A 14,246-nucleotide genomic window follows, 5' to 3' on the forward strand; every position below is an offset into this window, starting at 1 on the left:
GTAAATGATGAGACCGGTAGTAGTAAAAGAAAAACAATTAAATGAGTCACAAATACATGCTGTAGAAGATGAAGTTAGACAAGCGAAAACGATGGATCGTGATATCGTAACACATGCGATGAAGCAATCCGTTGCGAAATTGAATCCGAAAGTCATGATAAAGAATCCGATTATGTTCGTTGTGGAGATTGGATTTATCATTACGTTCATTTTATCTTTTCTTCCAAGTAGTTCTAGTAGTATACCAGATTGGTTTAATATAACAGTTTCTCTCATTCTATTATTTACAGTTTTATTTGCGAATTTTGCAGAAGCATTAGCAGAAGGTCGTGGTAAAGCGCAAGCCGATTCTTTAAAGCAGTCGAAGAAAGATGTGTTTGCAAATGTAGTAAAAGAAAATGGAGACATTGTCCAAGTTTCAGCAACTGATCTTAGAAAAGGTGACGTTGTTATCGTAAAACAAGGAGAAATGATTCCGAATGATGGCGAAGTAATCAAAGGATTAGCATCTGTAGATGAATCTGCAATTACAGGGGAATCAGCTCCTGTTATAAAAGAAGCAGGCGGTGATTTTTGTTCCGTAACAGGTGGAACGATGGTCGTAAGTGATGAAATTACAATTGTCATTACGAGTAATCCTGGTGAATCATTTATCGACAAAATGATTTCTTTAGTAGAAGGAGCTGCTCGTCAAAAAACGCCGAATGAGATTGCTTTAAATACAGTATTAACGAGCTTAACTCTTATTTTCTTGATCGTTGTTGTGACGTTGCCGATTTTTACAAATTATTTAGGGTTTCAAATTGATACTGCTGTGCTAGTTGCATTATTAGTTTGTTTAATTCCAACGACAATTGGTGGGCTATTATCGGCAATTGGTATTGCTGGGATGGACCGTGTGACAAAGTTTAACGTGTTAGCGATGTCGGGGAAAGCAGTAGAAGCTGCTGGCGATATTAATACAATTATTTTAGATAAAACAGGTACAATTACTTTTGGGAACCGGATGGCTCATACATTATTGCCTGTAGGAAATGAAACGATTGAGCAAGTTGGAAAGTGGGCCGCTATTAGTTCTGTTTTAGATGAAACACCAGAAGGTCGATCTGTTATCGAGTATGTGCAGGGAAAATCTATATCATACAATAGGGAACTTGCAGAACAAGGTGAGTTTGTTCCGTTTAAAGCAGAAACGAGAATGAGTGGTGTTGATTTACAAGACGGAACAAAAGTGAGAAAAGGTGCTGTAGGTGCCGTTATTGAATGGGTTGAGTCACAAGGCGGAATAATTCCGAAAGATGTAAATCAAAAAGCAGACTTAATTTCAAAAGAGGGTGGAACACCACTTGTAGTTGCAGTAGATAATCGTATTTATGGTTTAATTTATTTAAAGGATACAGTAAAACCGGGTATGCGTGAGCGTTTTGAACAGTTACGCCAAATGGGGATTAAAACGGTTATGTGTACAGGTGATAATCCGTTAACGGCAGCAACGATTGCAAAAGAAGCTGGAGTAGATGAATTCGTTGCCGAGTGTAAACCGGAAGATAAAATTGCTGTTATTAAAGCAGAGCAAGATAAAGGGAAACTTGTAGCAATGACAGGTGATGGTACAAATGATGCTCCAGCATTGGCACAGGCGGACGTTGGATTAGCGATGAACAGTGGTACGACAGCAGCGAAAGAAGCGGCCAACATGATTGATCTAGACTCGAATCCAACGAAAATTATTGAGGTTGTAGGAATCGGTAAGCAATTGTTAATGACGCGAGGTGCTTTAACGACGTTTAGTATTGCGAATGATATAGCGAAATATTTTGCAATCATTCCAGCAATGTTTACACTTGCGATTCCGCAAATGGAAGCATTGAACATTATGAAATTAACATCACCACTGTCAGCGATTTTATCAGCATTAATATTTAACGCTGTTATTATTCCATTACTCATTCCGTTAGCGATGAAAGGTATTGCATATAAACCGATGAGTTCTAATGCATTGCTTAGCCGAAACTTACTTATTTATGGGCTTGGTGGAGTTATCGTTCCGTTCATTGGAATTAAGGTAATTGATATGATTGTCGGCTTGTTTATATAAGGAAGAGGGGAAAAAGATGGAGAAGAAACAAAGTATACTATCACCAATTATCCGTATTACTTTTACATTTCTAGTATTGTGTGGACTTGTATACCCACTTATTGTTACTGGTATTGCACAAGCAGTGATGAAGGATAATGCGGATGGAAGTCTAATATATAATGATAAAAATGAAGTGATTGGTTCTAAATTAATTGGTCAAAACTTCACGGATCCACGTTATTTTCAAGGGCGTGTTTCTAGTATTGAATATAAGGCTGAAGCATCTGGTTCAAATAACTATGCACCATCTAATCCAGATTTAGCAAAGCGAGTAGAGAAAAGTATTGCGGACTGGAAGGAAAAAAATCCAGCTGTTCCAGTTACAGAAGTACCGATAGATTTAGTGACAAATTCAGGTTCAGGGCTTGATCCTGATATTAGTCCAAAGGCGGCCTCGGTGCAGGTGAATCGCATCTCAAAATTAACGAATATTCCGAAAGAAAAACTTAATCAATTAATTAAAGATCAAACAGAAGGTGCTGCGCTTGGTTTATTTGGAGAAGATCGAGTGAACGTCTTAAAGCTAAATTTGGCATTACAGAAATTAATGAAATAGTAACAGTGCTACCTCAATCTAATGGATTGAGGTAGCGTTGTTTCGAATGAAAGGTAGTGTTTATTTTGTATGCAGATGATTATGAACCGAAGTTTCAAAGGCGAACGCCAGAGGAATATTTAGAATATATTCGTCAGCAAAATCGCGGAAAGTTAAAGCTATATGTCGGAGCAGCTCCAGGCGTAGGAAAAAGTTATAAAATGCTCTTTGATGCAAGAGAAATGAAAAAAGATGGAATTGATATTGTAATTGGTTTAATTGAAACGCATGGAAGAAAAGAGACGGAAGAAGCAATTGCTGATTTAGAAAAAGTTCCTTTAAAAGAAATACAGTATAAAGGAAAGGTATTTTATGAGCTTGATGTGGAAGGAATAAAAAAACGCGCGCCGCAAGTAGTCGTAGTGGATGAACTTGCTCATAGTAATGTTCCTGGTTCTAAATATAAGAAACGTTATATGGATGTGCAGGAATTGTTAGAGGCTGGTATATCGGTATTATCAGCTTTTAATATTCAACATTTAGAAAGTGTTCATGATATTGTAGCTCAAATTACGAATGTAAAAGTAAGAGAACGAATTCCAGATTTTATTTTACAAAAAGCAAATGAAATTCAGCTCGTTGATGCAACGCCTGAGGTATTAAGGAAGAGACTAATAGACGGAAAGATATATAAAGAAGAAAAAATTCAGCAAAGCTTACAAAACTTCTTTACACTTAATAATTTAGGAGCACTTAGGGAATTATCACTTCGTGAAGTTGCTGATGATATGGACGAGAAAATTAGCCAAACAGTAATAGAACCAATTGGCGTAAAAGAAAAAATTCTCGTTTGTGTACAATACAGTTCAACAGCGGAGAAATTAATAAGACGGGGATGGCGCATGGCTGATCGATTAAATGCTGAATTGTACGTATTAAACGTTGAGAGGGAAAATATAGATTCTCTTTCAGCAGGTAAAAAACAAACAATTGAAGAGTGGAAATCGTTAACGAATCAATTTGATGCGAGTTTTGTATTAGAAGAGGCAAAAGGAAGAAAGCCAGCAGATGTTATTATTGAAGTCGCAAAAAGATTACAAGTAACGCAAATTTTACTTGGACAATCTGCAAGAACAAGATGGGAAGAAATACGAAAAGGCTCTATTGTAAATGAAATTATGAGACAAACAAAGTATATTGATATTCATATTGTTGCGGATCAAAGAGGGTAAAATAGAGCCGACCTTTTTGGGGGCTCTATTTTACTTTTTGTACAGAATGAAAACTTAGCATTTTCATTGCATATAAGATTACAAGTAAAAACATAATTGCGCCTAGGAAGAAAATCCAAAAGTAATTTTGGTTAAATAAAAGAAATCCACCTATAAGTGGCCCTGTACCCATACCAAGATAGCGGATGAAGTTGTATATACCGATAGCTGTTGCACGTTCTTGTACGAATTCTTCTGTTAATAAAGTAGTGTGAGTTGGCATAGAAAGTCCCATACTAAAACCGTACAAAGATGTAACGATAATGATGAAGGGGATATTGATGCTATATGTGAAAGAGAATAAAACGACACATATAATATTGAAGAAACTCGTAATAAATAAAGCTTGCTTTGTTGTGAGGCGTTTTTGCAAAAACTTGTAGCAAAAACTTCCTAGCATGATAGAAAGAGACATTGGTACAAACATAAGACCAATTTTATTTACAGTTAAATGAAATGAATTTGTTAAAATACTCGGTAAAAAAACGAGAAAGCAAAAGTAAATACAAAATTGAATGAAGCCAATAAGAGTAATAGAAAATCCAGTTTTATTTTTTAAGATAAGAGAGTAATTCTTTTGTGCTTTAGACTGCTTAATTACATTTGGCTTTGTTTCTGGAAGTAGTGAAATGTTTATCATTAATAAGATAATGCCAAGTGTAGATAAAAAGAGAAATACAGATAAGTGACCATTTATACTGCCAAGATAACCACCTATGAGAGGAGCCATTGCAGGTGCGAGGGCAAGTAACATTTGGTATAGGCTCATCGCTTCTCCGCGTTCTTTTCCTTCAAATAAATCGCCGATAATCGTTGCTGAAACTACAGGTATAGCCGCTATTCCTATAGCTTGAACAGCTCTAAAAAAGAGAAATAAATAAATGTTTGCCGAAAAAGCACATCCGATTGAAGCAATCGTACTAATAATTAAACTAGGAATAAGGACAGATTTTCTCCCTTTTGTATCAATTAAAGGGCCATATATGAGCTGCATAATCGCAAGAACGAATGTAAAAAGTGAAACTGTTACATTTACAAGATAAAGAGAAGTATGAAAAGAATTTTGAATCATCGGTAAGATAGGTGTGTAAATATTTTGAGCGAAGGAACCGAATAAGGCACTAATACAGATAACATATAAAATGAAATTTAGTTTAGATTTTTTCATCTTGTTAACCCCCTTGAAATTTAGTTTCCTAGGAAACTAAATTTATTTTAACATGATTTTCTCACTTGTAAAGATGAAAAAATAATTTTAAAATGGTATATAGTTAAATTGTTTCTTCGGAAACTTAGGAGGCGAACGGATTGAAGCATGCAACGAAGCAAATGGAAATACTGTCGGACATTCGTACACTTTTGCATAAAAAAGAAGAACATTTAAAACGACAAAATGAGAAGTTTCTTCGTGAGACAGGTGTAAGTAGTATGTCTTTATCTGAGTTACATGTAATCGAATGTATCGGAAAAAATGGTTTGATAAATGTAACGGCAATTACGACAGAAATGGGCATGACGAAGGGAGCAATCTCTAAAATTTGTACAAAGTTGTTTCAAAAGCAATTCGTTGAGAAGATGCAAATGTTAGATAATCAAAAAGAAATCTTCTTCCGCTTAACGGAAAGTGGGAATAAAATATATAAAGCTCATGAAAAATTGCATAAGCAAGCTGAAGAAAAGTGGTTGTTACTTTTAGATGGATATACGAAAGAAGAGCAAGATTTTATTCAAAGGTTTATAAAGGATGTCTCCGGTCATTTGGAAATATAATTGGAAGAAAAAACTCCTTTTTCTCAAGTCTTTTAAATATAATTTCTGAAAGAACTCATATATAATAGAAAAAGATACTTAACATGGTGAATAATTAAAGAGTCAATATATATAGAGGAGAGAGTAACATGCTTGAAAATACGGGGTTAGTATTAGAAGGCGGCGGTATGCGTGGTGTGTACACGGGCGGGATATTAGAATACTTTATGGAACAAGATTTATATTTTCCATATGTAATTGGTGTATCAGCTGGTGCTTGTCATGCAGCGTCGTATCTTTCCAGACAAAGAAATAGAAATAAAACGGTCAATATTGATTATGCATCACATCCGAAATATTTATCGTATAAAAACTTATGGAGAAAACGGCAGTTATTTGATATGGATTTCATTTTTCATGAAATTCCAGAAAAGCATGTGCCGTTTGATTTTGAAACATACTTTAATAGCCCAGAACGTTTCCTTGTAGGAACGACGGATTGTGAAACTGGGCAATCTGTTTATTTTGAAAAAGAAGGAACGAATGATGATGCGCTAAATTTATTACAAGCGTCTAGTTCATTGCCTTTCATTGCACCAGTAGTAAATTACCGTGGTAAGCAATTATTAGATGGTGGGATTTCAGATCCGATTCCAGTTCGTAAAGCACAGGAAGATGGATTTAAAAAATCAGTCGTAATTTTAACGAGAAATCATGGCTACGCGAAGAAAAAATCAAAGTTTGGATGGGTTGCTGCGAAAGCTTATAAAAAATATCCGAATCTTGTTAACACGATGCTAAATCGTTATGAAGTGTATAATGAAACACTTCACTACATCGAAAAAGAAGAACAAGCGGGTAATTTATTTGTTATTCGCCCAGAAGTGCCGCTTCAAGTAGATCGTATGGAAAAAGATACAGCAAAACTACAAAATTTATATGAGCAAGGCTATGAAGATGCAAAGAGACAGTTTGCAGATTTGCAGGCGTTTTTGCAAAAATAAGTACTAGGCTGCGGAGATGGAGTTCTCTGCAGCCTTTTTTTGTATTGCTTGCTTATCCGTTACTTTTTAAAAATGTATGAATGTTTAAGTGTTTAAAGAGTTTGTAAAACATCGGGGTTTCTTGTTGAGGAGAATTTATTTGAAGGATATTATGATGATGTAGCGCTACTAAACTATTAAATTTATGAGGTGATTGTTAATGAAAGGAAAAGTTTTTTCAATTACGACTTTAGTATTATTAGCAACATCAATCTCAACAAGTGCATTCTATCCAACTCTAAGCGGTCACAAAAGCGGTAACCTACTATCTTACAGAGCTCAAACTACTACGAATCAAAATGCATCTCGTTGTTCAGTAGCAATTTCTTTTATTAAATCAAATGGAAATAATTCATATATTGAAAGCGCTTCAGACAAATTAGGATCCCATGAATCTGGAAGAGCATTAAACGCAACTGTGAGTAATGGTGCATATAACGCCTTTGGTGCAAAAGGACTATACTCGGAGCATTATGCAAATGAGAATAATGACTATCAAGAAGATACACACAAAGGTACTTTTGATAGTAATGGTAACTTACGATTACAGTGGTAAAAAGCATTAAACAGTTGTCTTTATAAATATTTAGATAAGGAGAAGGGGATGTTCATCATCTCCTTCTTATTTAAAAGGAGCACAGACATGTACCTAGCTTTTAAAAATATAAAAAGCAATAAACTGTTTTTCTTAATTCTCCTTATGTCATTTTTTATTTCTTTTCTTTCTATATCAATAGCCGCACTTTTAACAGAGTCTAAACGAAACTTTATATCGGCTTTTCAAATCGGTTTTCCAGAGAAGAACCAAGTTTTAACTGTTCCGATAGCGAATGCAACTGAATTGGAAGAGATAATTCCTTTCATACAAGATACTTTTGTTAAAAGTGATATTTATGTAGAGCATTTAAAAGCATTAAATAGTTCAGGGGCAACAAAGATCATAGCTGTGAATTTAAAAGATGATTATTATTGGAAGCCATATATTTCTGAAGGACAATATTTTCATCGTGAAAATGTAAACGATATGGTTGTTGGCGATCAAACGAATGTAGAGGAGTTATATGAATTTGATGATACATATAAAAAAATAGGAACTATATCAAGAAAAGACAGTGACGTCGGTGTAGCAGGCATATACGTTCCACTTCAAAACTTACCTACTATATCTAAAAAAGGTATTATCGAGAGTAAACAATTACAATTAACAGTTGTTAATCCTACATCATCTATTCATAACGAAATAAAAAAGTTTATGGGTAGGAGTAAAGAAGTGCTTTCGGGAGATGTTCAAATGCTGAATGAACGAGATCTTCAAGAACTACATGTGACACATATAGATCCAGCAAATAAGTATTATTATAAATTTATTCTTGTTGCAATTGTTTCTGGCATTTCTGCGGTTTTATTTTGGATTTATAAAAAAGAAAGAGAGATTTCATTAAAAAAAGCAGTAGGTGCTTCTAATATATCTATCTACTGCGAACTATATATTCAAATTTTGTTTATTTCTCTAGCAGCGATGTTCTTAGTTTTTATTACGTTAGAAATATTTTCGGGAACAATTCATACTTATTTTCAGACATACTTAGTAAAACCGTTAACACTATATGTATTGATATGCAATGTTATTTTTATAATTTTTCTTACAATTTTTGTTACTGTAATTCCAATCAAGCACATTATAAATATATATCCCGGAAAACATTTAAGAACGTAGGAGGTCGTCATGTTTTTTATATTTGATTCTATACGGTCTGTGAAAAAACGGTTGTTACCAAGTTTGATTATAGTAATTTCTTTAATTATTGCATTTTCTTCAGCAATAGAATTTGTTAGTAATCTTTCGGGATATCGAAAAATGATGACGGTAGCAAATAATTTATCGACTCATAAAAATTTCTATGAACTTTATGCGACGCAAGATATAACCTTGTTTAGCGAAGAAAAAGCGAAAAATGATTATCAACATTTCATGCAAGGGTTATCTAATATGATACCAATAACAAATAAAACTAATTATCTGTTCCGTAACTATTCACTTAGTTTAAAAAAAGAAAATGGAACGATAAAGACTCTTATTGTTGATAAAGATATTAATAAGTACTTTCGTATACGAATTTCACAAGGAAGATATTTTGAGGAATCGGAATTTCATAAATCAGTATTTGATATTAGACCTGTTATATTAGGGGCTAATTATATAGAAAAGGTATCTATTGGTGATGTTATACCATCTGGAAAAATGAAGCTAAAAGTAATTGGTTTTTTAGAAAAAAATTCACCATTTACATATCCTCGAAGTGGTGAAATATCGGATAATCGTATTACATTATTAGATGACATGGCGATTTTACCAATTGGAACAGAAGAAATAGAGTTCTATAGTGTAGAACTTTTATACAATGGGTTAATTATAGAAACAAATGATAAGATAAATATAAATGAACTTCAAAAGAAAGTATTAAAGGTAACAGAAGGTAAGGGTTATTCGTATTATGTTACAAATCCGAATAAATTGTTAGAAAACGAAAAACAAGGTATTGATAATATGTCATACCCCTTATTATTAAGCGGTACAGTCTTATTTTTTTCATTTCTATCTATTGTATTAACATCAATGGCAGCACTTTATATGGAGCGTAAAAATATTTCTATTAGATCAGCGTTAGGTGCAAGCACTTTTCAAATATGTCTTCCATTTATTATTGAGTATATGTTGCTATTCGTTTTAGCGATATGTATAGGCATAATGTATTTTCAATGGGAGAATAGCGGAGTAATTGAAATTCAGAAAGGGCTAGAAAATAGTATAGTATCTTTCTTTGGAACGTTAAAAGTCTCTATAGAATCATTGGTTGTTATAGGTGCTTTATCAATTGTAATGATCCTCGTTATATATGCAATCATTTATTTCAATGTACTAAAAATAAAAAATACATATATGAAAGAGGTGTTATAGATGATTCAGCTCGCAAATGTGGCTAAGGGATATGGAAAGAGTAATTTTAGTGCTTTACAAGATATTAATCTTACAATAGAAAAAGGCGAAATGATAGCCATTATGGGACCATCTGGTTCTGGGAAATCAACCTTGCTTAACATTATTGGCTTAATTGATAGCCCCTCTACTGGAAAGTATTTTTTAGATGGAATGGATACGAGTACATTCAAGTCAAATTATCATAAGTATAGAAACACGGAAGTTGGATTTGTGTTTCAGAACTTTTCGCTATTAGATGATTATACAGCTGTTGAAAATGTAATGCTTCCGCTTATATATAGAAGAATTTCTCATAAGAAACGTATGCAAATATCAAAAGAAATGCTGAAAATGGTAGGGCTTGAGAGGCATATTAACAAATATCCTTACGAGTTATCAGGAGGAGAACAGCAAAGAACAGCAATAGCAAGGGCTTTAGCACAAGATACAAAAATTATACTTGCTGATGAACCGACTGGTGCTCTTGATCAAGAAAATGGGGAGAAAATTATGAGTATTTTACAAGAGATTAATAAAGAAGGAAAAACAGTGTTAGTTGTTACACATGATCAAAAGGTAGCTGCATATTGTCAGAGGACGATACGGTTACTTGATGGTTGTATGGTATAATATGGATAATGTTATGTGAAGAGGTGATACATATGGAAAATGTCTATAAAGGACTTAGGCATACTGGGTTTATTATGATGTTTATTTTTGGTAGCGTATTTTTACTTCGCTGGTTTATTCATGATGAAATGTTAATAGATCAACTTATTGGTTTTAGTGTGGGCATAGTAATGGTTATTTCATCAGTTTTCATTCAAAAGTATAGTAAAGAATTAAAGGTAGAAGAGAAGTATTAAAAGGTTATAACCTTCTTCATATTTTGGAGGTGCCTTTATAGTTTGAATGATTGTTGTAAAAGAAAAGTAGAGCATCGGATTTCGATGCTCTACTTTTTTAATGTGGTAAGAATATCAATTGATAAGCAAACAAAATTCCAAATACATATACAAGTGGGTGAACAGCACGGAATTTACCTTTTGCCACTTTCATAAGTGGATATGAAATAAATCCAAGTGCGATACCTGTTGCGATACTTGATGTAAGAGGCATGCTTAAGATTACTAAAAATGCTGGGAATGCTTCATCAAATGTGTCCCAATCGATGTGGCGAACTGAACCCATCATAAGACTACCAACGATAATTAATGATGGAGCAGTAATAGCTGATACACCAGAGACAGCACTTACTAATGGTCCGAAGAATGCTGCTAGTGCGAATAGAACAGCTACTGTAACAGTTGTTAAACCAGTACGACCACCAGCTGCAACACCAGCAGATGATTCAATGTAAGCTGTTGATGGTGTCGTTCCGAACATAGAACCAATAGTTGCTGAGAATGAGTCAGATAGAAGAGCTCGTCCAGCTTTTGGGAGTTTTCCGTCTTTCATAAATCCACCTTGTTGAGCTACCCCAAGTAATGTACCTGTTGTATCAAATAATGTAACAAGGAAGAATGAAAATACAACGCCGTATAATCCGTAGTTAATTACGTCAGATACAGCAGTAATTGGATTTGAAACGATAATTCCTTCTGGTAATCCAGGCATTGATGTAACACCGTTTGAGAATGTTAATTGTCCTGTGAAGAAAGCGATAATACCAGTTAATAGCATACCGATAAATAGTGCGCCATTTACATTTAAAGACATAAGGATAATAGTAATTCCAAGTCCAGCTAATGCTAGTAGAACTGGAGCAGAGTGAAGATCACCAAGTCCAACTAAGTTTGCATCATTTTTTGTAACGATACCTGTTAAACGTAAACCGATAAAGGCGATAAATAGCCCGATACCAGCAGTAATTGCATGTTTTAAGTTTTCAGGAATTGCTTCCATTAATTTTGTACGGAAAGATGTAAATGATAGCAAAATTAAAATCATACCTGCTACGAATACAGCAGAGAATGCAATTGCGAAAGTCATGCCTTCATGCGCTTTTACAACAGAGTAAGAGAAGTAAGCATTTAATCCCATACCTGGCGCGATTGCGATTGGTAAGTTTGTAAAGATTGCCATAAATAATGTTCCGACAACAGCAGCAATAATTGTTGCTGTAAATGCTTGTTCAAATGGAACACCTGCATCTCCAAGGATAACAGGGTTTACGACAATGATATATGCCATTGTTAAGAAGGTAATAATACCTGCCATAATTTCAGTTTTAATAGAAGTTTTATGTTTTGAAAGGTTAAACATATAAACATCCTTTCTGTTTACGAATAATTTTCACAACAGTTATATATAATATTCGTTTTTTATCTATTTTGCAATAGTTTTGCATAAAAAGTTTATAACAATTCATATTTTGTGTCTTAAATTCGAATATTAATCGTAAACCGATGTGTGAATTTCAGCTTTTTATTGTGCACATGCTAAGGAAAAGGAGTTGAAAGCAGCTATGCCACAGCAAAAAAACTTTATAACAATGCCTGCGCAACATCAAAATAAGCAGCCTGGTATTGAATCATTAATGAGCCCCCTTCCGCAGTTTGAAGATCCAAATTATCAAGGAAGTGAAAAGTTAAAAGGGAAGAATGTGTTAATTACGGGAGGAGATAGCGGAATTGGACGAGCAGTTTCCATCGCTTTTGCAAAAGAAGGAGCAAATGTTGCGATTGCTTATTTAGATGAGGAAGAAGATGCAAAAGAGACGAAACAACGTGTTGAAAAAGAAGGTGTAAAGTGTGTATTGTTGCCGGGGGATTTGAGTAATGAACAGCATTGTAAAGATATTGTGGAAGAGACCGCCCGGCAGTTAGGTAGTTTAAATATTTTAGTGAATAACGTTGCACAGCAATATCCGCAGCAAGGGCTAGAGTATATTACAGCAGAACAGCTAGAAAAAACATTTCGTATTAATATTTTTTCTTATTTTCACGTTACGAAAGCAGCCCTTTCTCATTTGAAGAAAGGGGATGTCATTATAAATACGGCATCTATCGTTGCATATGAAGGAAATGAAACGTTAATTGATTATTCCGCAACGAAAGGAGCAATCGTAGCTTTTACAAGATCACTTTCTCAATCGTTAGTGCAAAAAGGGATTCGGGTAAATGGTGTTGCACCAGGACCGATTTGGACACCGCTTATTCCATCGAGCTTTGATGAGAAGAAAGTCTCTCAGTTTGGGAGCAATGTCCCAATGCAAAGGCCTGGTCAACCATATGAGTTAGCGCCGGCATACGTATATTTAGCGTCTGGTGATTCTTCTTATGTTACTGGACAAATGATACATGTAAATGGGGGCGTTATTGTAAATGGATAGTTTTCATTTATAAGAGCAAAGTAATGTTAATTCCACTTATTATAGTGAGCGCTAGGGGGGATATAGCTGAAAAAGTTATGTTTCGTCATACTATTATTTTTCATCCTACCGGTTAGTGCTTTTGCTAATACAGATCATTTAATATTAGTGAATCTTACGACAAATCAGTTGTCTTTTTTTGAGAATGGAAATTATACAAAAACATTTCCAGTAACGACTGGAAGAGATCGTACACCTACGCCTGAAGGTAACTTTTGTATTATAACTAAATTTAAAAATAAAGAATACCATCGAAAAAAAATACCTGGGGGTGCACCGAATAACCCTCTCGGTACGAGGTGGCTTGGACTAGATAAGAATGAATATGCGATTCACGGGACGAACCGGGAATGGACGATTGGAAGTAGGGAATCAAATGGTTGTATTCGCATGCATGACAGGGATATACAATGGTTATATGACAGAGTACAATTACAAACAAAAGTAATCATTTCTCGTTTTCATACGAGCCCCGAATATGAAGCGAATAAGCTTGGTTATCGCGTTGTGAGCTGGAATGGTCGAAAAATAGAAGAAGAACAAATTGGAGTACTAACGCTAGTAGACCGCGCGGATATATATTGGCAAGAACCAAATGGACAGTTAACGAAAGTGAAAACGGTATTGCCAAATGAAAGATATCCAGTGTACTCAAAACGAAAAGATGGAATATATTATATAGGAAACAATTCGTATATTATAGATGAAACAGGAGAGAAAATTCGTTACGAGCAAATTCCTTCTTCGATTTTAAGTAATATATATAAACGGAAATACAATGTTCCGTAATGGCTACCGTATTATAGACGGTAGCTTATTTATACTTGGAGTTTAACTGCAACTATTGTATTTTGCTGAATATAATACAGTACAGATAGGGGGCGGTTATATTATGAAAAGTGAATTTGCGTTTAAAGTTTTTTTAGTAACGACCTGTTTATTTATCGTGTATTTATATGCGTTTCTCGTCTTTTCTTTTTATGTTCCATATGTTGATTTAATATTGTTCTTCGGATTTATTTGGGCGTTTGTGAAAGCGAGGGAAGGAGAGAAGAGTATATATCGGCGCATTACCTTATGCGGGACGGCCGTTCTCGTTATTTTGTACTTTTTTATTATGCATGATTTTTGGAGGGGAATGTAAAAAAGCATACG

The 14,246-nt window shown here is 34.4% G+C and carries 15 protein-coding genes; 13 read left to right on the forward strand and 2 right to left on the reverse strand.

The window, feature by feature from the left end; all coding sequences use genetic code 11:
• Positions 1-7: 7 nt before the first annotated feature.
• From kdpB to kdpDN, 3 genes are read left to right on the forward strand one after another with little or no spacing between them, the layout of a single operon-like run.
• Positions 8-2,098 carry a potassium-transporting ATPase subunit KdpB gene (gene kdpB / locus NST86_RS03825; RefSeq protein ID WP_001247997.1) on the forward strand — a complete coding sequence of 697 codons (2,091 nt, stop codon included), beginning with the start codon at positions 8-10 and terminating at the stop codon, positions 2,096-2,098.
• A gap of 16 nt (positions 2,099-2,114) precedes the next feature.
• Positions 2,115-2,696, forward strand: coding sequence for a K(+)-transporting ATPase subunit C (gene kdpC, locus NST86_RS03830; protein ID WP_016117185.1), 582 nt, complete (start codon positions 2,115-2,117; stop codon positions 2,694-2,696).
• Positions 2,697-2,752: 56 nt separating this feature from the next.
• Entirely contained in the window at positions 2,753-3,907 is a 1,155-nt protein-coding gene (gene kdpDN / locus NST86_RS03835; protein ID WP_086391542.1) for a KdpD-like non-kinase potassium sensor, read from the forward strand.
• Positions 3,908-3,932: 25 nt separating this feature from the next.
• Here the strand turns inward: kdpDN and NST86_RS03840 are convergent, their stop codons facing one another.
• The gene (locus NST86_RS03840; protein WP_086391543.1) at positions 3,933-5,114 is read right to left on the reverse strand and encodes an MFS transporter; all 1,182 of its coding nucleotides are present in this window, start codon (positions 5,112-5,114) and stop codon (positions 3,933-3,935) included.
• 140 nt (positions 5,115-5,254) lie between these two features.
• Here NST86_RS03840 and NST86_RS03845 point away from each other — a divergent pair, with 140 nt between their 5' ends.
• From NST86_RS03845 to NST86_RS03875, 7 genes are all read left to right on the forward strand, one after another.
• The gene (locus NST86_RS03845; RefSeq protein ID WP_000679676.1) at positions 5,255-5,716 is read left to right on the forward strand and encodes a MarR family transcriptional regulator; all 462 of its coding nucleotides are present in this window, start codon (positions 5,255-5,257) and stop codon (positions 5,714-5,716) included.
• Between the two features lie 128 nt (positions 5,717-5,844).
• Positions 5,845-6,699, forward strand: a complete 855-nt coding sequence (locus NST86_RS03850; RefSeq protein ID WP_000892677.1) for a patatin-like phospholipase family protein — start codon at positions 5,845-5,847, stop codon at positions 6,697-6,699.
• Positions 6,700-6,898: 199 nt separating this feature from the next.
• A complete protein-coding gene (locus NST86_RS03855) occupies positions 6,899-7,294 on the forward strand; it encodes a hypothetical protein (RefSeq protein ID WP_000676983.1) in 396 nt (131 codons plus the stop codon).
• A gap of 87 nt (positions 7,295-7,381) precedes the next feature.
• Complete coding sequence (locus tag NST86_RS03860) at positions 7,382-8,455, forward strand: ABC transporter permease (protein WP_000280228.1); 1,074 nt, start codon at positions 7,382-7,384, stop codon at positions 8,453-8,455.
• Between the two features lie 9 nt (positions 8,456-8,464).
• Positions 8,465-9,697: an ABC transporter permease gene (locus tag NST86_RS03865; RefSeq protein WP_016117188.1), complete on the forward strand. Its 1,233-nt coding sequence runs from the start codon at positions 8,465-8,467 to the stop codon at positions 9,695-9,697.
• Positions 9,698-10,348, forward strand: coding sequence for an ABC transporter ATP-binding protein (locus NST86_RS03870; RefSeq protein WP_086423991.1), 651 nt, complete (start codon positions 9,698-9,700; stop codon positions 10,346-10,348).
• A 32-nt stretch (positions 10,349-10,380) separates the two neighbouring features.
• Positions 10,381-10,584, forward strand: a complete 204-nt coding sequence (locus NST86_RS03875; RefSeq protein ID WP_000432806.1) for a hypothetical protein — start codon at positions 10,381-10,383, stop codon at positions 10,582-10,584.
• 97 nt (positions 10,585-10,681) lie between these two features.
• Here NST86_RS03875 and NST86_RS03880 read toward each other — a convergent pair whose 3' ends face one another.
• On the reverse strand, positions 10,682-11,983 hold the full coding sequence (locus tag NST86_RS03880) for an NCS2 family permease (RefSeq protein WP_000482711.1): 1,302 nt from the start codon (positions 11,981-11,983) through the stop codon (positions 10,682-10,684).
• Between the two features lie 202 nt (positions 11,984-12,185).
• Here NST86_RS03880 and NST86_RS03885 point away from each other — a divergent pair, with 202 nt between their 5' ends.
• The 3 genes from NST86_RS03885 to NST86_RS03895 all read left to right on the forward strand — a co-directional run bounded on the left by NST86_RS03885 (position 12,186) and on the right by NST86_RS03895 (position 14,235).
• Positions 12,186-13,052 carry an SDR family oxidoreductase gene (locus tag NST86_RS03885; RefSeq protein WP_001136266.1) on the forward strand — a complete coding sequence of 289 codons (867 nt, stop codon included), beginning with the start codon at positions 12,186-12,188 and terminating at the stop codon, positions 13,050-13,052.
• Between the two features lie 66 nt (positions 13,053-13,118).
• A complete protein-coding gene (locus NST86_RS03890; RefSeq protein ID WP_033682769.1) occupies positions 13,119-13,880 on the forward strand; it encodes a L,D-transpeptidase in 762 nt (253 codons plus the stop codon).
• Positions 13,881-13,983: 103 nt separating this feature from the next.
• The gene (locus NST86_RS03895; RefSeq protein ID WP_000834195.1) at positions 13,984-14,235 is read left to right on the forward strand and encodes a hypothetical protein; all 252 of its coding nucleotides are present in this window, start codon (positions 13,984-13,986) and stop codon (positions 14,233-14,235) included.
• Positions 14,236-14,246: the final 11 nt, after the last annotated feature.

This window comes from Bacillus sp. FSL L8-0199, from assembly GCF_038005705.1.
Classification (GTDB): Bacteria; Bacillota; Bacilli; order Bacillales; family Bacillaceae_G; genus Bacillus_A; species Bacillus_A cereus.

What these genes read in the sequence shown, in the direction of transcription:
- kdpB (WP_001247997.1), top strand. Translation starts at nt 8, where the DNA reads ATGAGACCGGTAGTAGTAAAAGAAAAACAATTAAATGAGTCACAAATA.
- kdpC (WP_016117185.1), top strand. Translation starts at nt 2,115, where the DNA reads ATGGAGAAGAAACAAAGTATACTATCACCAATTATCCGTATTACTTTT.
- NST86_RS03840 (WP_086391543.1), bottom strand. Translation starts at nt 5,114, where the DNA reads ATGAAAAAATCTAAACTAAATTTCATTTTATATGTTATCTGTATTAGT.
- NST86_RS03850 (WP_000892677.1), top strand. Translation starts at nt 5,845, where the DNA reads ATGCTTGAAAATACGGGGTTAGTATTAGAAGGCGGCGGTATGCGTGGT.
- NST86_RS03855 (WP_000676983.1), top strand. Translation starts at nt 6,899, where the DNA reads ATGAAAGGAAAAGTTTTTTCAATTACGACTTTAGTATTATTAGCAACA.
- NST86_RS03860 (WP_000280228.1), top strand. Translation starts at nt 7,382, where the DNA reads ATGTACCTAGCTTTTAAAAATATAAAAAGCAATAAACTGTTTTTCTTA.
- NST86_RS03865 (WP_016117188.1), top strand. Translation starts at nt 8,465, where the DNA reads ATGTTTTTTATATTTGATTCTATACGGTCTGTGAAAAAACGGTTGTTA.
- NST86_RS03870 (WP_086423991.1), top strand. Translation starts at nt 9,698, where the DNA reads ATGATTCAGCTCGCAAATGTGGCTAAGGGATATGGAAAGAGTAATTTT.
- NST86_RS03875 (WP_000432806.1), top strand. Translation starts at nt 10,381, where the DNA reads ATGGAAAATGTCTATAAAGGACTTAGGCATACTGGGTTTATTATGATG.
- NST86_RS03880 (WP_000482711.1), bottom strand. Translation starts at nt 11,983, where the DNA reads ATGTTTAACCTTTCAAAACATAAAACTTCTATTAAAACTGAAATTATG.
- NST86_RS03885 (WP_001136266.1), top strand. Translation starts at nt 12,186, where the DNA reads ATGCCACAGCAAAAAAACTTTATAACAATGCCTGCGCAACATCAAAAT.
- NST86_RS03895 (WP_000834195.1), top strand. Translation starts at nt 13,984, where the DNA reads ATGAAAAGTGAATTTGCGTTTAAAGTTTTTTTAGTAACGACCTGTTTA.